Below are 18,779 nucleotides of genomic sequence, written 5' to 3' on the forward strand. Positions count from 1 at the left end.
AGCTGTTGTGCAACTCAATAATTGCACTATCCGAACACCGGCTTGTTATATTTCAAACTCCATGGTTTTGTACCATTCTCCCGACGCTTCCCTTACCTTCGACTCTGTTTCGGAAACCATGCTCCTGAGCTATACGGCCACCGGCTTATCGGTTTCTTTCGGCCAGGCCTACCAGCTGGCCCTGGAAGAAATGCTGGCCCAGAACATCGGCAAGCTGCTGCTCGACCTCAAGCGCAACGCCCCGCCCACCGACGACCTGGAGGATCTGCTGGCCCCGCTCAGCGAAGCCGTGGCCCGGCAACCCACCCAGCCGCTGTTCATTGCGGCCCTCGTCTCGGAAGGCCAGTACCAGTACCAGATTGGCAATTCGCTGGCCTCCTCCACCCTGCCCCCGGCCCAGGTCGAGTTCAATTACTTCACCTCCCGCCGCGACGCCACCCAATGGCTGAGCGAGAATTAAGCGTTTCTGACCCGTTAAAAGCTGAACGGCCCTCCTGCAAGCAGGAGGGCCGTTCAGCTTTTAACGGGTCAGGCAGTTTCGATGTGCGTGGCAAAAACGCGCGTCAGTCGTACTCCAGGCTTACTGCTCGCCTCCAGCACCGCCGGCCAGACGCGCTCCAGAAACAACCAAAGCTCACGCCGGCGCATGTTGCCAATGCACAGCCGGATGACGTGCGGCGGCGCCTGGTTTTGCACCAGCACTTCGTAATCAACATCCTTGGTGATGACCGTCAGACCGTGCTCAGCGGCATAGGCCCACACCTGCTCGTCGCTCCAGGCCAGGTTTGGAACCGGCTCGTAATCGGGCGTGTGCCAGATGGCGAAACGGTGCGGCAGGTTAGCATCAATCAAAAACTTTGGCATGGCGGCAAAGTCAGGCCGCGAAGCTGATGAAGTTTTGCCGCGCCAGGTTCTCGGAGGCAAACCGCAAACAAGCCTGAATATCGGCCATTTCCAGGAACGGGTAGCTTTCCAGCACGTCATCGGCCGAGTCGCCGGCGGCCAGAAACTCCAACACCGTCTGCACCGTCAGGCGTAGCCCCCGGATGGTTGGCTTGCCGCCACATAGGTGCGGGTCGAGGGTGATTCGGTCGTGGATGTACTGCATGGCTGATACTAACAGGGTCTGCCAAGATACAAAAAGGCCCCATTCCGGTGGCGGAACGGGGCCTTGAAAGTACGGTAAGCGCCTGCTTACAGCCGCTCAAATATCCGCGAGAAGCTCACGGCCTCGCCGATGTAGGCGCGCAGTTCGGCAATCGGCATGCGGGTCTGCTCGCGCGAGTCGCGGTGGCGCACCGTCACGGTGTCGTCCTCCAGCGTCTGGCCGTCCACTACAATGCAGAAGGGCGTGCCGATGAGGTCCTGGCGGGTGTAGCGCTTGCCGATGGCGTCGCGCTCCTCCATAATCACGCGGAAATCGTGGCGCAGGGCGTTGAAGATTTCGGTGGCCTTCTCGGGCATGCCGTCCTTTTTCACCAGCGGGAAAATGGCGGCTTTCACGGGAGCCACGGCGGGGTGCAGCTTCAGGAAGGTGCGGGTTTTGGTCTGCTCCTTGTCGCCTTCGCCCTCGGTAATGGTTTCTTCCTGGTAGGCCTGGCAGAGCGTGGCCAGGAACAGGCGGTCGGCGCCGGCCGAGGTTTCGACCACAAAGGGCACGTAGTTGCCGTAGGCCTTGCCGGTTTCGGGGTCGATGTCGGCGTCGAAGTACTGCTGCTTTTTCTTGCTCAGCGTCTGGTGCTGGGTCAGGTCGAAGTCGCCGCGCGAGTGGATGCCTTCAATTTCCTTGAAGCCGAAGGGGAATTCGTATTCGATATCCACGGCGGCCTTGGCGTAGTGGGCCAGCTTGTCGTGGTCGTGGAAGCGGAGCTTGTCGGCGGGCAGGCCCATTACCTCGTGCCAGCGGCGGCGCATAGTTTTCCAGTGCTCGTACCACTCGCCCTCGGTGCCGGGGCGCACAAAAAATTGCAGCTCCATTTGCTCGAACTCGCGCATCCGGAAGATGAACTGCCGGGCCACAATCTCGTTACGGAAGGCCTTGCCGATCTGGGCAATGCCGAACGGCACCTTCTGGCGGGCCGACTTCTGCACGTTCAGGAAATTGACGAAAATACCCTGGGCTGTTTCGGGGCGCAGATAAATCAGGCTCGAATCTTCGGCCACGGCGCCCACCTGGGTCGAGAACATGAGGTTGAACTGGCGCACCTCGGTCCAGTTGCCGGTTTTGCTGATGGGGCAGACGATTTGCTCATCAATGATGAGTTGGCGCACGCCGGCCAGATCCTCGCTCGTCAGCAGGCGGCCCATTTCGGCCAGCAGGGTTTCGGCCCGGGCCAGCTCGCCGTTCTTCTCGTGCTCGGCGGCGCGGTCTTCGAGCAGCACGTCGGCGCGGTAGCGCTTCTTGCTGTCGAGGTTGTCAATCATGGGGTCTGAGAAGCCGTCGACGTGGCCCGAGGCTTTCCAGGTGAGCGGGTGCATGAAAATGGCGGCATCCAGGCCCACCACGTTCTGGTGCAGCTGGGTCATGGCCTTCCACCAGAGCTGCTTGAGGTTGTTTTTCAGCTCCACGCCGTTGGGGCCGTAGTCGTACACGGCGCCCAGGCCATCATAAATTTCCGACGACTGGAACACGAAGCCGTATTCCTTGGCGTGCGACACGATATTGGCCAGCGTACCTTCGGTAGTGGCCGCGGCGGCGGGTTTGGGGGCGTTGCTCATGGCAGATGCAGAAGTTGAGAGGGTCAGGCATTCCGGGCCAGGCGCGGAACGACAGGCAAAAGTAGCCAAAGCCCTGCCCCCAACCCAGCCCGGCCGCGAAACGGCGCCAGGGCCCGGTGGGCGGGGCTGCTTCAACCAATGCCCGCCGCCTGCGTTTAGCGCCTCAACCGGCGGCCCAGCCGCCCGGACAGTAACAATTTCATAACCTTGCCCTGCCTCAGGACCAAAGTACCTTTGGTTGAAATTTCTCCGATTCCTCACCAACTCCCCCCTTATGTTTGGCTTAGAGCCTCACGTGCTGCTGCTGCTGATTGCCTGTCTGGTAGCGGCCTGCGCGTTTGAATTCGTCAATGGCTTCCACGACACGGCCAACGCCGTGGCCACGGTCATTTACACCAACGCCCTGCGGCCCTGGGTGGCCGTTATCTGGTCGGCGTTCTGGAATTTTATCGGGGTGCTCACCGGCGGCGTGGCCGTGGCCATGACCATCGTGTACCTGCTACCCGTCGAGAGTTTGGTCGACCAGAACGTGTACCACGGCATTGCCATGGTGGGTGCCCTCATTGTAGGGGCCATCATCTGGAACGTGGGTACCTGGTACTACGGGCTGCCCTCGTCGTCGTCGCACGCGCTGATCGGCTCGATTCTGGGTGTGGGCATTGCCTACAGCTTCCTGCCCGGCGTGGTCGATTCGGGCGTGAACTGGGGTAAGGCCAGCGAAACCGGGCTGGCGCTCATCGTCGGCCCGGCCTTCGGTTTCACGCTCACCATCCTGCTCATGTTCCTGCTGCGGCGGCTCATCAAGGACAAGTCCATCTTCAAGGAGCCGCACAAGCACAAGCCACCACCGCTCTGGATTCGCCTCATTCTGGTGGTTACCTGCACGCTGGTGAGTTATTTCCACGGCTCGAACGACGGGCAGAAGGGCGTGGGCCTGATTATGCTCATCCTCATCGGCATCGTGCCCACCTACTTCGCCCTCGACCACAGCAAAAACCCGCTCGACATGCGCGACTCGCTGGTGAAGGTAGAGCAGGTGATGAGCCGCGTGAACGTGCGTGAGCTGAGCCTGGACGACCAGAAATCGGTGGCCGAAATCCGGGTGCAGACCAACGCGCTGGACCGCATTTTCGAGGGTAAAACCCAGATCGAGCAGATTCCGCAGTCCGACCGTTTCCAGTTGCGCAAGGGTATCCTGCTGCTTTCCAACCGCGCCCAAACCATTCAGAAGAGCGACAAAGTGCGCCTGAGCACCCTCGACCGGCAAACGCTGGACAATGGCCTGAAGGGCCTCAAATCGTTCACCGACTACGCCCCGACCTGGGTGTTCATCATCGTGTCGCTGTCGTTGGGCGTGGGCACGATGGTGGGCTGGCAGCGCATTGTAAAAACCATTGGCGAGCGAATTGGTAAGGAGCACCTGAGCTACGCCCAGGGCGCCTCCTCGGAGCTGGTAGCCGCCTCCATGATTGGCATCAGCTCGGCGCTGGGTCTGCCGGCTTCTACTACCCACGTGCTCACCTCATCCATTGCGGGCAGCATGGTGGCCAGCCGCGGCGTGAAGAACGTGAACCCCGTGATGGTGCGCAACATTGCCCTGGCCTGGGTGCTCACGCTCCCGGTTACCATGACGCTGTCGGGGCTGCTGTTCCTGCTGTTCCGGACTATTCTGCCGGGCTAATCCGCTTAGCACTATCCTGGAATAAGACAAAAAGCCGCTCCGGAATCCGGAGCGGCTTTTTTTGTTGATGCGCTGTTTTTCAGCCTGGTGCCAGATTGGGACAACCGTCTCAAAAATGGGTGCTAACGTGGCGAAAAGACGGAAAATGAATAAGTTATCAACTTATCAACAACCGAAAGCTAAGTTTTTGTGGATAACTCCGGCTTAAGCTGGCCATTGTACCTCTAAGTCCTCATCAATGAAGACGCCAAAGTTGACGAACTGGAGCTCATCATCTTCGAAATACAGGTCAATCATTTCCTTTTCGTAGGAGATGCGCATCTCACCGGCGTCCATTTTCTCCACTTCGCTCTGCTCGTGGCCGTGGCGCTTCATCAGCTCCTGAATCTGGGCAGGGCTGCGGCCATGAATGGCCTCGCCGTAGAGCCGGATGCCGGGGTGGTCGGTTTCGATGCAGCTCAGGCGGTAATCGTCTTCGCGGTCGAAGTACAGCGAGTAGCCTTCGTCGAGGTAGTTCCAGGCCTGGTGCTCGAACTCGTCGTCGTCTTCCGACTCTTCAATCTCCTCGGGCTCGCCCATCAGCGAGCGAACCTCGTCCTGGGAGGCGCCGAACTTGAGCGGGCCCATACCGGTGCCGAGGCGGATTTCGTGTTCTTCGGTGCTGGAGGGTTGGGCAGGGGTTTGCATGGTATCTGGGGGAAAGAGGGTGGTTTGTTGTTGAGCTGCCAGCTTAAAGCTGACAGCTTTTGTTCAGAATCAACGTGCTATTGACTTAAAAGGTCAAAGCTAACAGCTAAAAGCTTTCAGCTATCGGCTCAATTGCTCAATTACTCATTTGCCGTAGCGGTCCTGAAACCCGGCGCGCTGCTGCTGGTAGTCGGGGTGGGCGCGGGCCTCGTCCCATTTGGCCTTGAAGATGGCGGCCGACTCGGCCTTTACGGGGTCTTCGGGGGCGCGGGGGAGTTCGGGGCGGCCGTGGGCGCCGCTCTGGCCCTTTTTGTCGTCGGGCACGGGGCCGTCGTACTTTTTGCCGCCGCGGTGGTTGGCGTAGCGCCGGGCGCGGGTGTAGCCCATCTGCAGAAACTTGCGGGCCATGTCGGCGCCCACAAAGTCGTGGGCTTTCAGGTAGGCCTCAAACAGCCCGTAAATCGTGTCGGCCGACTCCCGGGCCACTTCGGGCGTCCGGAAGCGCCAGTGGGGCAGAATCTCGCCTTTATAGGGCTGCACCAGCAGCACCCCCTGCTCGCCCTTGCCCACCCGGTACAGCTCGGGGTGGCGGCGGAAATCCACAGTAGTGAAATCGAGGTCGTAGTCGAAGGGCATAAGCAGCGGCCGGGCAAGCCCCGGCAAGGAGCGACGCCCTATATACGCCGCTTCGGGCGCCGGGGCTGCCCCGCTGCTCCCGAAACTCCCATTCGGGCGGCAGCGGCCGGGCCGGCTTGGCGTGGCTTGGCTCCGGCGGGGGCGCGGGCTGCTTCCGGGGTCCGGGGCATTTTCCGGAATCCGGCCCGCTTATCCACAAGCTTAATAACTTTTGAATTTCATTTTTTTAAATAAATCTTTTTAATCCCCATCGTTAGGGCTGTTGATAAGTGGATAAGAATCGGGAGTTATCCACGGCCGGGATAACATGTGTACAAGACCGGACTTATCCACCGTCTGCCAACAGGGTATGTGGATAATAAGAATCTATTTATCAGGTACTTATTGGAGTTTTTCACAATCCACAGTACTTATCCCGATATCCACAATCCACAGTCCCGGACCGATGTGGATTGTGGGATTTTCGGGGGATACTTATCCACCCTTATCCACCACTGCCTGGGTGGATAACTGGGGTGTCGGGGCCGCCGAACTACCAAAAAAAGATGTCCGCAACTTATCCCCCGGTTATCCCCCGGTTTCCCCACCCTTATCCACAGCTTATGCGCTCAGGCGCTACAGAGGTGGATAACTATGTGGATTAGCCTTGGCCACCACAGGCAAAACCCGCCTGGCAGCGCCCCCGGCCCGTTTCGGACTGTGGATATCTTTCGGGCCCGAAATATATATAGCGCAGAATAGGATTATGGCCGACTAATGAACCGACGGCAGCCGCGCATCCCTCCAACCCTGGCACAAACCCCGAAACACCCGGCGCGGACCTTTGAGGCGGTAGCAGTGCTCGGAGGCTTACGGCAGCTTACGAAACGCATCCATTTCCCGACTCCGCCCATTGGCCACTTTCGGGGCCGGCAGCCGGCCGTAACGCCAGAGTCGCCCGCCTCGCTCCTCCCCTGGCAACCCGCCCCAAACAAAAGCCCGAATCCGGGCGACGGATTCGGGCTGTTTGGATACGAGGTAATAAGGGCTGAGGGGCGCCGTCAGAAGCTCAGGGTTTCCACGTTATCGAAGTTGGAGCGGATGGTGATGGGCTTGGCAAACAGGAATACCGGTTCGGGCGCGGCTTTCAGGGCCGGGTCGCCGCCCTGCCAGCGGCCGTCCTCGTTGCGGTCGATGAGCACGCGCAGGCGGTAGGTGGCGGGTGCGAGGTTGTCGAAGCGGTAAGTGGTTTTGGGCGTGTCGAGCGTGAGCAGCACCTGGCCCTTTTCGTCGAGCAGCTGCACCCAGTAGCGTTTGGCCGTGGTCTGGATGGGGCCGCTCAGGGTACCGGTGGTCGTCTGATCAACTACTTTGAGCTTCAACGGGCGCAGTCCCAGCGGCCGGCCCGTAATGCTTTGCAGGGCCGTGCTGTCGAGCTGCAGCGTTACGGTTTTCTGGGCTTTGGTGTCGAGGTTGATGCTGAGCGTGGTGCGGTCGGGGCTGAGGCTGCCATCCTGGGGCAGGCGCAGCGGGCGGCGTTTCAGCGAGTCTTCGGCCAGCGTACCGAGGGGCTTTTTAGGGTCGATGAGGCGCACGGGCTCGGCAAACACGAATTTCACCTGGCCCTGGCGGTATACCTCCTTGGGGTTGCCCTCCACGCTATAGGCGGGCGTCGGCTTGGGGGCCTTGGGCGGGGGCTCGGCAAACTTCACCGCAATGGTGTCGCGGGCCGTATTGCCGGCGCTGTCGGTGGCGGCCAGCAGGTAGCGGCCCTCGGTGAGGGCGGCGGTGCGGTACAGAATGGCCGTGCGGTTGCGCTCGGCCAGCTGCAGGGCTTCCTGCAAAGCCGGCGACGGAGCGGGGGTGCTGCCCAGCGGCGCGAGCGTAGCCGTCAGCAGGCCCTCGTTGTAGCTGATGCGCTGGTCGGTGGGCGAGCTTTTCTGGGTCGTGATGAGCGGCGAGCGGCTGTCGGGCTTGGTCAGCACGAAGGTCAGGCTATCCGCTTTGGGGCCTACCGTCAGTAGCTCGCCGCCGGGCCGGTAGGCAATGGCCTCGGGCTCCTCGTAGCGGTTCGTCTGGTTTTTGTCGGCCAGCGCATAGGCGCGGTAACGGCCTTCCTTCAGGTAGCGCAGCGCAAAGCGGCCCTGCTTGTCGGTGCGGGCCAGATAGGTGGGCACGCCCCGCTTGATGTCCGAGGTGTCGGCCTCCGGGTACAGCAGCACCGACACGCCCTCGGCCGGCTGCTGGCTGAGCAGCCCCACCACCGAGCCACTGACGGCCCCCGAATCGAGCCGGGCCCCGGTGCTGAAGCTGACCGTCACGTTTTCGGCCTTATTCTTTTCGGTGATGTCGCTGATGGCGTCGCCGAAGTTGAACGAGTAGGTGGTGTTGGGCAGAAAGGGCTTTTCGAACGTGAGCGTAATCGAGGTGCGGTCTTCGCGGATTTTGTAGGTGTTGTCCGGACTGAGCACCGGGGCCACCAGCAGGTTTTTGGCCAGATCCGTGAGCTGCACCTGCTCCGAAAACTCCAGCCGGATGCTCTGGCCCGTTACGTTGCGGGCCCCGTTGGCAGGCGTGGAGCTGACGAGCGTGGGCAGTGTGGTGTCGCGGGTGCCGCCCTCGGGCGAGCTGATGGCCGCGCAGCCGCCCAGGGTCCCGGCCGTAATCAAAAGGAAAGCTAAGCGCATCGCGGGTTGTGCGGATTAAAGGGATTTCGCGGACTCTGAGAACGGTGAGGCTGGATATTTCTTGCCATGACGGCTGAATGCTGTCCGGGTGTAGTGCCACGGCATTTTCCAGTCGTGGTAGCACACCCAGCCCCTTCCTCGCTACCAGGCCCTTCAAACGTCAAACTCGCCATTTCACTATTTCACCGCCTTGCGGGCCACGTATATCACGCTGCTGTACTGGCCCTCGTGGCGGGCAGCGTACTGGTTGGAGTTGTAGCCGGTTTTCAGCACCGAGAGCAGACCGCCCTTTTGGCCGGCGCGATGCTTCTCGCTGAGCATGCTCACGTAATAGGCATCCAGCGGCATGGGCAGTTCCTGCTCCACTTGCAGCTTGTGCTTTTTAAGCAGCAGCTTCATGGTTTTGGGGCTGAAATGATACAGGTGCCGGGGCACGTCGTAGGCGGCCCAGTCGGGGCCGTAATGCTGGGCGTCGAGGCTCTCTACGTTGGGCACGGCAATAACCAGCGTGCCGCCCGGCCGCAGCAGCCGGATAAGCTGCCGGAGCGTGTCGTTGAGCTCGTGCACGTGTTCGAGCACATGCCAGAGCGTAATGGCGTCGAAGGAAGCCTCCTGAAAATCGACCAAGCCGGCCAGGCCGATGGGCTGGCCCACGCGCCGGCTGGCCTCCTGGCGGGCCCTGGCGTTGGGCTCCCAGCCGGCCACCTGCCAGCCATCGGCCTTGGCGGCGGCCAGAAAGTGGCCCGTGCCGCAGCCATAATCCAGCAGCTTGCCCCCGCCGGGCACCAGCTTGTTGAGCAGCGCCACCTTGCGGCGCATGGTAAACACCCGCGCCACCTTGTAGGCCTGGTTGATGAACCCGCCCGCCCCGCTGTTGTGCGACACATACTCCTCCGACTCGTAGTAGCGCCCGATGTGGGCGGCGTCGGGCCGCGGGTTGGTAAACTGGAACGTGCAGGCCGCGCACTGCTGAATGGCGAAACTCTCCCGGCTCACCGATTTATCCTCCACCACCAGCTTGTTGCGCAGCTCCGTTTTGCCGCACACCGGGCAGGTATCCAAACGCTCGTAAATCACTGATTCTCGCTGATTAGGTTGATTTCGCTGATTTCTACGATTACGTTGTATCGAAAAGTCAGCCGCGAGGCGAAGGTACAAAACCAGAACGGCCGCCGAATCGGATGGAAACGGCGGCTGTAGAAGATTAGAAAGAACGGTCATTCAGAGCGGAGCGAAGAATCTCGCGTGCCACAGTAATCCTGTCGTCAGGAGTTAGCATAGCACGCGAGATTCTTCGCTCCGCTCTGAATGACCGGGCTTTTATCCTGATTCTACCCACTGCCCTACCGGCCCAGATACACCATCAGCACCGACACATCGGCGGGGCTGACGCCGCTAATGCGGCTGGCCTGGCCCAGGGTTTCGGGCTGGATTCTGAGCAGCTTTTCGCGGGCCTCGTGCGAGAGGGCGGGCATGGCCTGGTAGTCGAGGCGGCCCTGGATGATGAAGTTCTCCAGCTCCTGCATGCGCGCAGCCTGCTGGTGCTCTTTCTCCAGATACGCTTCGTATTTCACCAGAATCTCGGCCTGCTCCAGCGCGTCGGGGCGGAAGGGGGCCAGGGCCAGCGCGAGGCCAGGCAGAGCCATTGCCAGGGCCGGCAGCTCGATGCCCGGCCGGCGCAGCAGGTTCACGGCGCGGGTTTTCTCGCTGATTTCGGCCGAGCCGATTTCCAGCAGCCAGCCGTTGATATCGGCGGCCTCGATGCCGAAATTCTTCAGCAGCTTGGCTACTTCCCGGGTCTGCTGCTCCTTTTCGCGCACCAGCTGCATGCGCTCCTCCGAAGCTAGGCCCAGCTCGTAGCCCAGCGGCGTCAGGCGCAGGTCGGCGTTGTCCTGGCGCAGCAGCAGGCGGTGCTCGGCGCGGCTCGTGAACATGCGGTAAGGCTCATCGGTGCCCTTGTTCACGAGGTCGTCGATAAGCACGCCGATGTAGGCCTGGCTCCGCGAAAGCACAAAGGGGGCCTGCCCGTGCACCTTGCGGTGGGCGTTGATGCCGGCCATCAGGCCCTGGCAGGCGGCCTCCTCGTAGCCGGTGGTGCCGTTTATCTGGCCCGCGAAATAGAGGTTAGCCACCCGCTTGGTTTCCAGCGTGAGGTTTAGCTGGGTGGGCGGGAAGTAGTCGTACTCGATGGCGTAGCCGGGGCGGAACATTTTGGCGTTTTCGAAGCCCGCGATTTTGCGCAGGGCGCGGTACTGCACGTCTTCGGGCAGGCTGCTCGAAAAGCCGTTCACGTACACTTCCACCGTGTTCCAGCCCTCGGGCTCCACGAAAATCTGATGCCGGTCCTTGTCGGCGAAGCGGTTGATTTTGTCCTCCACGCTCGGGCAGTAGCGCGGCCCCAGCCCCTTGATGCGCCCCTGAAACATGGGCGACTGCTCGAAGCCCTCCTTCAGGATTTCGTGCACTTCGGGGTTGGTATAGGTGATGTAGCAGGGCCGCTGCTTGGGCAGCGTGGGCGTATCGAGGTAGCTGAACTTGCCAGGCACCTCATCGCCGGGCTGCTCCTCCATCTTGCTGTAATCGAGGCTGCGGCCGTCCACGCGGGGCGGGGTACCGGTTTTCATGCGGCCGGCCTCAAAGCCCAGCTCCTTGAGCTGCTCGGTGAGGCCGGTGCTGCCCTTCTCGGCCATGCGGCCGCCGCCGAACTGCTTCTCGCCGATGTGGATGAGCCCGTTGAGGAAGGTGCCGTTGGTGAGCACCACCGACTTGCCCCGGAACGCTATGCCGAGCTGGGTTTTCACGCCCACGCACGCGCCGTCCTCCACCAGCAGGCCCGTTACGGCCTCCTGCCAGAAATCCACGTTGGGCGTCTGCTCCAGCGCCAGCCGCCACTCCTCGGCAAAGCGCATCCGGTCCGACTGGGCCCGCGGGCTCCACATGGCGGGGCCCTTGGAGCGGTTCAGCATCCGGAACTGAATCATGGTTTTGTCGGTGATGATGCCCGACATCCCGCCTAGCGCGTCCACCTCACGCACAATCTGGCCCTTGGCCACGCCGCCCATCGCCGGGTTGCACGACATCTGGGCGATGGTGTTCATGTTCATGGTGACGAGCAGGACCTTGGAGCCCAGCGTAGCGGCGGCAGCAGCGGCCTCGCACCCGGCGTGGCCCGCGCCCACCACAATCACATCGTATTCTTCTGCTTGAAACATAGCTGATTAATCTGTGCGCGCCGGAAAGAGTTCAACGCGGCGAAGCAGCCGCAAATTTACCGCCTTTTTATCAGCCGTTGGCTGAGAGTCATCAGCTGTCAGCCTCCTGCTATTAAATGCAGATGCAATAACAGCAGCTTGCTACTGCTTATAAAAGCATTTGAAGTCAGTGCGCTAGAAGCCAAGCCAATCGAAGAGAGTGTGTACCAGCAGTAAGTAAAGACCGGTGGCGAGAAGCGTGTAGAAAGTATAAGAAGTTACTCGATAAGCGGCTAGCTCTTTTTTCCAAGAGCCAATATCTTCCGAAACATTGGCTACGTGCGTATTGGCTAAATAATCTCCCAGCCGTCTCCGCCCATTAATTGCCACTACCAAGACCTCCAAGGGCCAAATGATAAGCGTAGTGTTGCGCAGGAAGCACTGCCACTCGTTTGCGGGAACATCTGTCGTCTGTTGCACTTGCGTGTTTAGCAGACGCTTGAGTGGGCTTCGGCCGTTAAGGAAATCCTTGTTCAAATAGAGGACGAGCACGAAATAAAAGCCCCAATTACCATGCGTCAAAAGAGAAAGCCCCATGAGAGGCACGCCTATGATGCACATACTGATATGCTCTCCGAGCATGGATAGTAGACGAAACTTTTGGTTTACAGGTATTTGCATGGAAAAAAGGCCAGTGAAAGGTACTGTATAACAAAACAGTTAGACCTTACGAATCAGCAGCCCCGGTCAACGCCGCGTTCTGAGCCTCCACCCGCTCCCAGGAAAACGGAAACCACTCCTCCCGCAGGCAGTCGAACACTTCGGTGGCGGCCGGGCAGGGGAAGAGCTTGTAGTCGAACTTGGGGTAGCCGTGCACCACGTAGCCGGGGTAGTAGTGCGTGTAGTTGCGGCGGCGGGCCTCCTCCAGCTTCAGCAGCATCAGCAGCTTGCCGGGGCTGGATTTGCGGTAGTCGGGGTCGTAGAAGTTCATGATGCCGGCCATCGTCCGCTCCCCGCTGTCGAAAATGCCGGCCGCCACCAGCCGGCCCGCGTCGCGCAGCTCCAGCACCTCGGTGTGGAACACGTTGTGGGTGGCCCCGGCCAGCAGAAACTCCTCCACCGTGTCGGGCGCGTCGAAGCTGACGCTTAGCCGGTAGCGGGCGTAGAGGTCTTCCAGCTCGGCCGTCAGGGTAAAAGGTCGGATGCCAATCGTAAACTGCTGGCCCAGGCGCAGCAGGCGGCGCTGGGCGGGGCCGTACTCCACCTGGGCCAGCACCAGTCGCAGCCAATGCACGGTGTACACCGCCTCCCCCACCGGCAGAAACAGGCAGGTAAACAGGTCTTGGTGCATGCGGTAGTAGCCCTGGCTCAGGTAAAAATCCAGGGCCCGACCGGGAATGACAAGCGGCGGCGTGGCAGACATTGATAGTTGGGAATATTATAAAGGTCATTCGTTCTGCTGGCGCACCCCACCCCCGGCCCCTCCCCTCCGGGAGAGGGGTGCGTTCAACGAATCAAGATTTTAGATTTGATGAACTCGCGTCTGGCACCCCTCTCCCGGAGGGGAGGGGCCGGGGGTGGGGTGCGCCAGCAGAACAAAAAAACGCCCGCGTTTCGGCAGGCGTCTTTAAATCAAACAAGCGAAAACCTAGAACGCCCGCAGCAGCAGGCAGTCGTCTTCCTTTTTGCGCATGGCGGTTTGGCTGAGCAGGTCCTTGTCGGCGTAGCCGAGTAGGTGCAGCACGCCGTGAATCATCACCCGGTGCAGCTCGTCGCGGAAGGGGACGCCGTGGAGGGCGGCGTTTTCGCGTACCCGGTCGACGGAGATGAAGATGTCGCCTTCCAGGATGTCGGCGTCGTCGGCGTTGTCGAAGGTGATGACGTCGGTGTAGGTGTCGTGGTCGAGGTACTCGACGTTGACTTTGTGCAGGTACTCGTCGGAGCAGAAGATGTAGGTGAGCTGCACGATTTCGTGCTCGTGCACCTCGGCCACGCGCTCAATCCAGGAGGTCAGGTCGCGGGCGTCGGCCAGCTCGAAATCCACTTCCTCCACCAGAAACTCGATGCCGTGGCTTTCGTTTCCGGGGCCCGGCTCATCTAACTCATCGTACTCGGTGGGCAGGTCGCTCATGGCAGCCAGAAGCAAAAGTGAAACGGATAATCAGCAGACGAAAAAGCTTGGCCGACCCGGTATCTTGACCGGAACCTAGCGGGCGGCGGGAGCTTCGGCCCCGTTGATGGTCGAGTGGCGCTCCTCGTCCTCATCCGAGGCGGTGGGCAGCAGGAAGGTGAGCTGCACGTGGCGGCCGTCCTTGTTGAACTCCACTTCGTCGGCGAGGTGGCGGATGAGGAAGATGCCGCGGCCGCCGGGGTTTTCGATGTTTTCGGGAGCCGTGGGGTCGAGCAGGTTGTCGTAGTCGAAGCCCGCGCCCTCATCCTCAATCTCAAACGTCACGCGGTCGTCCTGCACCTGCAACGACAGGAGCACGTTTTTATCCTTATCAAACTTGTTGCCGTGGCGGATAGCGTTGTTGACAGCCTCGGTGACGGCCACCATAATGTTGCCGTAAATATCGTCGTCGATGTGGAAGGTATCCTTCGAGTTGTCGATAAAGCTTTCCACAACGCGGATGTTTTCAACGAGCGAAGGAATCTGGATTTTAACCTGCTTCATATGGGGTAAAAAAGAGAAGGGCGGCGGGTAAAGAGTAAAAATAGCGGAATGCTACTTCATTTGCTGAAAATACTCGCTCACCTTGCGCTGGTAGTAGGGCGTGAGGGTGGGCGGCACGGCACGAAGCAGCTCAGTCTGGCGGGTTTGCTGGCGCTGGTACTGCTGGAAAGCGGGCGGAAAAACGGGCGGACGCTGCTGGGCCGTCTGAGCTTCGCGCTTGTCGTCCTGGTCCCGCTCGCGGGCCGATTTCTCGGCTTCGAGCAACCGGGTCAGGATTTGGCGCTGGCGCATAACGGTTTGCTCCGTCAGCCGCTTGTTTACGAGGTCGGTTTCGGTTTGTTCCATCATTTTTTTGATGTCGCCGAGGCCGCCGGCCCCGCCCTGGCCGTCCTTGTCGGAACCGGGTTTGCCACTGCCGGGCTTGCCGCCGCCCTTCTGCTGCATGCGCTCCAGCTCCTGCATGGCCTGGCGCAGCATCTGCTGCTGGCCGGCCAGCTTGGCCAGCTCCTCCGAGAGGGCCCGGCCGGTTTTGCCGCTCTGCTGGAGCTGCTGAATCTGCTGGTTGAGCTGCTGCTGCATGCGGCCCATCTGGCCCTCGCCGGCCGAACTGCCCTTCTTTTTCTTGCGGCCCGGCTTGCCGCCGCCCTGCATCTGCTGCTGGCTCTGGCTGTCGCGCTGCTGCTGCTGCATTTGTTGGAGGGCATCGTTGAGCATCAGGGCCAGGTTGTTCATGCTGGTCATGGCCTGCTGCTGGGCGCTGGTGGCCCGGCCCACGTTGCGGTCCTTGAGGTGGCCCAGGGCTTCGTCCATGCGGCCGTTCATCTCGCCCACCTCGCGGGTCACGAAGCTTTTAATCTGAAAGACGCGGTTGGCCAGCGCGTAGAGCGAGTCCTGCACCACGCGGGCGTCGTCCTTGAGCTTGCGCTGGGTCTGGCCCAGCTGCACGAAGCGCGGGTCGCTCTGGTCGACCTGCCGGAACTGCTGCATCAGGCTTTCCTCATCGAAGCTGAGCTTGAGCAGGTTTTCCAGAATGTCGCGCAAGTCGTCGATGTTCTGCTGCTGCTGGTCCGACTCCTCCTGCTCCATCTGCTGCTGCATCTGCTGGGCCATCTGCTGCATCTTCTGGGCGGCCTGGCGCTGACTCTGGGCGGCTTTCTGGTTCTGGTTTTTGCTTAGCTGCTGCTGGCTCTGCTGCTGCTGCTCGTCCACCTGCTGCTGGTCCTGCTTCATCTCGTCGGCCCCGTTCTCGCCGTCGAGCTGGCGGTCCAGCTCCTTGAGTTCTTTGAGGTCCTCTTTGACTTCCTCAAACTTCTGCTGCTGCTCGGTTTGCTCCTGTTTGAGTTTTTCGTTGTTCGCTTTCTGCTGCTCGTTGGACTGCTTGTTGTCGGGGTTCTGCTTGTCGTTCTTCTCGGTTTGCTCGGCCAGCTTCTGCTGCTCCTGGGCCAGCTGCTGGAGCTTTTCGAGGGCCTGGTCCTGCTTCTGCTCGAACTGCAGCTGCTTGAACATTTCCAGGGCCCGCTCCAGCTCCTTCTGCAGGGTGTTTTCCTTGTTTTCGAGTTGCTGCAACAGCTTCTGGATGTCGGGCTGGTTCTGGTCCTGCTGCTGCTCCAGCAGCTTGCGCAGCTCTTCGTAGAGCTTCTTAGTTTCGGGATCGAGCAAGTCGTCCATCAGCTTTTGCAGCTCCTTGGTCTTCTCGGCCAGCTCCTCGTTTTTCTGGGGGTCGAGCTGGTTTTGCTGCTCCTGAAGCTGCTCGAACTGGCGCTTGAGGTCGTCCAGGGCCTGGTCCATCTGCTGCTTCTCATCGAGCATGTCCTTGAGCTGCTTGCGGTCCTGGAAACTGAGGTCGCGCTTCACTTTCAGCTTGTCTTCGGCCTTGGCCAGCTCGCGCTCCATCTTCTTCGAGTCCTGGGCGGCCTGGCTCAGCTGGCTCTGCATGGCCTGGCTTTGCGAGGCCAGTTGCTGGCGCTGCTCGGTGCGCGAGGGCAGCCGGAACTCGGCCACCCAGCTCCGGCCGGGCTTGGCGCCGTGCACGCCGTCGTTGTCCCACACCTGCACGAAATACTCCAGCCGGTCGCCGGGCTTGAGGCTGAGCCGGCGCACGTCCCACTGGTAGGCGTAGCTCTGGCTGGGGCCCGTGCCCAGCGGCAGCGCCCGGCTCTGGTAAGCGGCGTTGGGCGTGTTTTGACTGAGCACCCGGTAGTGCAGCTGCAAGCGCGAAAAGCCGTAGTCGTCGCGCAGGTTGCCGCCCAGGGCCAGAAATTGCCGGGCCGTGGTGTCCTGGAAGCTCTCCAGCGTTACTTCGGGGGCCGTGTCGGGAATCACGGTCAGCTGGTACTCAATCGGGTCGCGGTTAGGGCTGGCGGCGTTGCGCAGGCGCACGGCGTAGTTCTGACTCCGGGTGGCGCGGCGGCGCAGGTGGAACTGCCCGGCGGCGGCCTCGTCGGGCGTGGCGGCCACGGTTTCGGCCGGCTCGCCCCCGAAGCGCAGTTGCAGCTGGTCGGTGGCTTCGGTCCGGAACTCCCAGCGCAGCTCCGTGCCCTCGGGCACCGTGAGGTTGCCGGTGTTGCGGATGGTTTCGTTGGCCCGGCCCACGTAGGCTGGGTACACGGCCCGGATGGCGAAGTCGCGCAAATTGGGCCGGGCCTTCACCTTCAGCTTATATTCGGAAGAAGAAAAACCGGCCGCCGCCAGCTGGAAATCCACGCTGCTGCGCAGCTGCTTGAAATCGTAGCGGAAGTGGTTGCCGGTTTCGCGGGTCAGGCGGCGCTCCTTGCCCTCGTACTGTATGCTGATTTCGTTGGGCAGCACCTCCCCTTCCACCGCTACTTTCAAACTGAAATCTTCGCCCTTGAACGCCGTGAGGCTGGGGTTTTCCACCACGAACGTAAACGGCGCGGGCGGACTGTACTTCTGGTTGTAATTGAGAATGCGCCCCGTACCCTGCACGAACAAGCTCGGGTAAGCCAGCAGCAGCACCGCCACCACGCCCGCGGGCACGGCCACGTACTTCCACAGTGGCCGGCTCTGGCGTTGAATATCGATGCCTTGCGAAAACTCCACGCCCCGCAGCTGCCCGGCCCGCTGCTCCAGACTGGCGGCCAGCAGCGCGTCGTGCTGGGCCTGTCCGCGCAGTTGCAGCGCGTTCAGCAGCTTGTCCTGCACCTCCGGAAACAGCTCGCCCACCCGGCGGGCGGCCTGCTCGTCCGAGAGCATGCGCCGCAGGTGCGTAAGCGCCGCCAGGGGCTGCCAAATCCAGCGCGCGAAGGCGTACACCACGCCCCCCACAAACCCAAACAGCAGCCCGGCCCGCACCCCGGTGGGCAGGTACAGGAAGTATTCGAGCAGGCTGAACACTAGAAACAAACTCAGCAGCAGGCCGCCGGCCACCAGGGCCCCGCGCACCAGCAGGCTCAGGTAAAACTTGCGCTTAAACGCATCGAGCCGGCCCAGCACCTCGTCCAAAGCCCGGGTCGTCGCGGGGTCTTGCTCCACTCCCATAGTATATGTACTAAGCTGTTAGCCCTTAGCTATTAGCTGTTAGCTCCGTTCTGGCTGATAACGGCTTGCACTTATTTTTAGGCAAGAGACGTTGATTCGGCCTTTTAGCTGCCCGATTCCGGTTGGGGAAAGATACAACATTCGCCCCGGCAGCTAGTGCTAGGATGGACAACGCGAGTGGGGCAAGTGGTTCCCGAGCGCCCACCCCACCCCCCGGCCCCACGCCGCTTGATGCGCGGAATCCTCCGGGAGAGGGGGTGCGTTCTGGCAGAATAGTTCTCACGTCTGGCTCCCCCTCTCCCGGAGGATTCCGCGCATCAAGCGGCGTGGGGCCGGGGGGTGGGGTGAACGGCCAACCGCCGCGTACCTTTAGCCGCTTCGTCCCTTCCTCCCTCCGTCCCTTGCCCCGACTACTAGCCCTGGCGCTATCAGCAGTGTTTCACCCGCTGCTGGTGCCGCTTTACCTGTTCTGCGTGGTGTGCTACCAGCTGCCGGGCACGGCGCCACCGCCCGCCCTGGCCGACCGGCGCGTGGTGCTGGCGCTGGTGGCCATCGGCACGCTGGCCCTGCCGGCGCTGGGCACGGCCCTGCTCGTGCGCCTGGGTTACGCCGATTCGGTGGAGCTGCGGCAGCGGCAGCAGCGCACCCTGCCCCTGCTGCTGGCCGCCGTGAGCTTTGGCGCTACGGCCGGACTACTCTACCAGCCCCAGCACCCCGAACCACTGCTTTTCTGGATGATGGCGGGCATGGCGCTGGCCGTGCTGCTCACACTGCTCATCACGCTCCGCTGGAAAATTTCGGCTCACGGCGTCGGCATGGGCGGCGCGTTCGGCCTGCTGCTGCTGTTGCAGCTAAGCGGCGCGGCCGGGCCAGCCGGAGCCTGGTGGCTGGCCGGCTGCGCAGTCGTGGCCGTAGCCGTAAGCCGCGCCCGCCTGGCCCTTGATGCCCACACGCCTGCCCAGGTATGGGCCGGCCTGGCGCTGGGCCTGAGCGTAGCGCTGGCGGTTGGGGTGGTGAGCCGGTAGTGG

The 18,779-nt window shown here is 61.6% G+C and carries 16 protein-coding genes; 3 read left to right on the forward strand and 13 right to left on the reverse strand.

Going from position 1 to position 18,779, the window contains the following annotated elements:
- Positions 1–67 precede the first annotated feature (67 nt).
- Positions 68–460, forward strand: coding sequence for a hypothetical protein (locus tag BMY67_RS17310; RefSeq protein WP_143069904.1), 393 nt, complete (start codon positions 68–70; stop codon positions 458–460).
- Positions 461–528: 68 nt separating this feature from the next.
- Here BMY67_RS17310 and BMY67_RS17315 read toward each other — a convergent pair whose 3' ends face one another.
- The 3 genes from BMY67_RS17315 to BMY67_RS17325 all read right to left on the reverse strand — a co-directional run bounded on the left by BMY67_RS17315 (position 529) and on the right by BMY67_RS17325 (position 2,718).
- Positions 529–864: a DUF5615 family PIN-like protein gene (locus BMY67_RS17315; protein WP_092774014.1), complete on the reverse strand. Its 336-nt coding sequence runs from the start codon at positions 862–864 to the stop codon at positions 529–531.
- 10 nt (positions 865–874) lie between these two features.
- Positions 875–1,108, reverse strand: a complete 234-nt coding sequence (locus BMY67_RS17320) for a DUF433 domain-containing protein (RefSeq protein WP_092774016.1) — start codon at positions 1,106–1,108, stop codon at positions 875–877.
- 86 nt (positions 1,109–1,194) lie between these two features.
- The gene (locus BMY67_RS17325; protein ID WP_092774018.1) at positions 1,195–2,718 is read right to left on the reverse strand and encodes a glycine--tRNA ligase; all 1,524 of its coding nucleotides are present in this window, start codon (positions 2,716–2,718) and stop codon (positions 1,195–1,197) included.
- A gap of 274 nt (positions 2,719–2,992) precedes the next feature.
- Between BMY67_RS17325 and BMY67_RS17330 the strand changes: the two genes are divergently transcribed.
- Complete coding sequence (locus BMY67_RS17330) at positions 2,993–4,399, forward strand: inorganic phosphate transporter (RefSeq protein ID WP_092774020.1); 1,407 nt, start codon at positions 2,993–2,995, stop codon at positions 4,397–4,399.
- A 204-nt stretch (positions 4,400–4,603) separates the two neighbouring features.
- Here the strand turns inward: BMY67_RS17330 and BMY67_RS17335 are convergent, their stop codons facing one another.
- The 10 genes from BMY67_RS17335 to BMY67_RS17380 form a co-directional block, all read right to left on the reverse strand.
- Entirely contained in the window at positions 4,604–5,086 is a 483-nt protein-coding gene (locus tag BMY67_RS17335; RefSeq protein ID WP_092774022.1) for a hypothetical protein, read from the reverse strand.
- Between the two features lie 144 nt (positions 5,087–5,230).
- Positions 5,231–5,722, reverse strand: a complete 492-nt coding sequence (locus BMY67_RS17340; RefSeq protein WP_092774024.1) for a DUF4385 domain-containing protein — start codon at positions 5,720–5,722, stop codon at positions 5,231–5,233.
- Positions 5,723–6,762: 1,040 nt separating this feature from the next.
- Positions 6,763–8,388 carry an Ig-like domain-containing domain gene (locus BMY67_RS17345; RefSeq protein WP_092774026.1) on the reverse strand — a complete coding sequence of 542 codons (1,626 nt, stop codon included), beginning with the start codon at positions 8,386–8,388 and terminating at the stop codon, positions 6,763–6,765.
- 177 nt (positions 8,389–8,565) lie between these two features.
- Positions 8,566–9,465 carry a class I SAM-dependent methyltransferase gene (locus tag BMY67_RS17350; RefSeq protein ID WP_092774028.1) on the reverse strand — a complete coding sequence of 300 codons (900 nt, stop codon included), beginning with the start codon at positions 9,463–9,465 and terminating at the stop codon, positions 8,566–8,568.
- 266 nt (positions 9,466–9,731) lie between these two features.
- Positions 9,732–11,600 (reverse strand): tRNA uridine-5-carboxymethylaminomethyl(34) synthesis enzyme MnmG, encoded by a 1,869-nt coding sequence (gene mnmG / locus BMY67_RS17355; protein WP_092774030.1) that lies wholly within the window; start codon positions 11,598–11,600, stop codon positions 9,732–9,734.
- A gap of 174 nt (positions 11,601–11,774) precedes the next feature.
- The gene (locus tag BMY67_RS17360; RefSeq protein WP_143069905.1) at positions 11,775–12,260 is read right to left on the reverse strand and encodes an RDD family protein; all 486 of its coding nucleotides are present in this window, start codon (positions 12,258–12,260) and stop codon (positions 11,775–11,777) included.
- Between the two features lie 46 nt (positions 12,261–12,306).
- The gene (locus BMY67_RS17365) at positions 12,307–13,002 is read right to left on the reverse strand and encodes a GNAT family N-acetyltransferase (RefSeq protein WP_092774034.1); all 696 of its coding nucleotides are present in this window, start codon (positions 13,000–13,002) and stop codon (positions 12,307–12,309) included.
- 225 nt (positions 13,003–13,227) lie between these two features.
- On the reverse strand, positions 13,228–13,710 hold the full coding sequence (gene ybeY, locus BMY67_RS17370) for an rRNA maturation RNase YbeY (RefSeq protein WP_092774036.1): 483 nt from the start codon (positions 13,708–13,710) through the stop codon (positions 13,228–13,230).
- A gap of 75 nt (positions 13,711–13,785) precedes the next feature.
- Positions 13,786–14,253, reverse strand: a complete 468-nt coding sequence (locus tag BMY67_RS17375) for an ATP-binding protein (RefSeq protein WP_092774038.1) — start codon at positions 14,251–14,253, stop codon at positions 13,786–13,788.
- 51 nt (positions 14,254–14,304) lie between these two features.
- Positions 14,305–17,751, reverse strand: a complete 3,447-nt coding sequence (locus tag BMY67_RS17380) for a DUF4175 family protein (RefSeq protein ID WP_092774040.1) — start codon at positions 17,749–17,751, stop codon at positions 14,305–14,307.
- Positions 17,752–18,152: 401 nt separating this feature from the next.
- On the opposite strand from BMY67_RS17380, the gene BMY67_RS17385 reads away from it, so the two are divergent.
- The gene (locus tag BMY67_RS17385; RefSeq protein WP_143069906.1) at positions 18,153–18,776 is read left to right on the forward strand and encodes a hypothetical protein; all 624 of its coding nucleotides are present in this window, start codon (positions 18,153–18,155) and stop codon (positions 18,774–18,776) included.
- Positions 18,777–18,779 lie beyond the last annotated feature (3 nt).

Source organism: Hymenobacter actinosclerus (genome assembly GCF_900111515.1).
In the GTDB taxonomy this organism is placed as follows: domain Bacteria; phylum Bacteroidota; class Bacteroidia; order Cytophagales; family Hymenobacteraceae; genus Hymenobacter; species Hymenobacter actinosclerus.

What these genes read in the sequence shown, in the direction of transcription:
- BMY67_RS17315 (WP_092774014.1), bottom strand. Translation starts at nt 864, where the DNA reads ATGCCAAAGTTTTTGATTGATGCTAACCTGCCGCACCGTTTCGCCATC.
- BMY67_RS17320 (WP_092774016.1), bottom strand. Translation starts at nt 1,108, where the DNA reads ATGCAGTACATCCACGACCGAATCACCCTCGACCCGCACCTATGTGGC.
- BMY67_RS17325 (WP_092774018.1), bottom strand. Translation starts at nt 2,718, where the DNA reads ATGAGCAACGCCCCCAAACCCGCCGCCGCGGCCACTACCGAAGGTACG.
- BMY67_RS17330 (WP_092774020.1), top strand. Translation starts at nt 2,993, where the DNA reads ATGTTTGGCTTAGAGCCTCACGTGCTGCTGCTGCTGATTGCCTGTCTG.
- BMY67_RS17335 (WP_092774022.1), bottom strand. Translation starts at nt 5,086, where the DNA reads ATGCAAACCCCTGCCCAACCCTCCAGCACCGAAGAACACGAAATCCGC.
- BMY67_RS17340 (WP_092774024.1), bottom strand. Translation starts at nt 5,722, where the DNA reads ATGCCCTTCGACTACGACCTCGATTTCACTACTGTGGATTTCCGCCGC.
- BMY67_RS17345 (WP_092774026.1), bottom strand. Translation starts at nt 8,388, where the DNA reads ATGCGCTTAGCTTTCCTTTTGATTACGGCCGGGACCCTGGGCGGCTGC.
- mnmG (WP_092774030.1), bottom strand. Translation starts at nt 11,600, where the DNA reads ATGTTTCAAGCAGAAGAATACGATGTGATTGTGGTGGGCGCGGGCCAC.
- BMY67_RS17360 (WP_143069905.1), bottom strand. Translation starts at nt 12,260, where the DNA reads ATGCAAATACCTGTAAACCAAAAGTTTCGTCTACTATCCATGCTCGGA.
- BMY67_RS17365 (WP_092774034.1), bottom strand. Translation starts at nt 13,002, where the DNA reads ATGTCTGCCACGCCGCCGCTTGTCATTCCCGGTCGGGCCCTGGATTTT.
- ybeY (WP_092774036.1), bottom strand. Translation starts at nt 13,710, where the DNA reads ATGAGCGACCTGCCCACCGAGTACGATGAGTTAGATGAGCCGGGCCCC.
- BMY67_RS17375 (WP_092774038.1), bottom strand. Translation starts at nt 14,253, where the DNA reads ATGAAGCAGGTTAAAATCCAGATTCCTTCGCTCGTTGAAAACATCCGC.
- BMY67_RS17380 (WP_092774040.1), bottom strand. Translation starts at nt 17,751, where the DNA reads ATGGGAGTGGAGCAAGACCCCGCGACGACCCGGGCTTTGGACGAGGTG.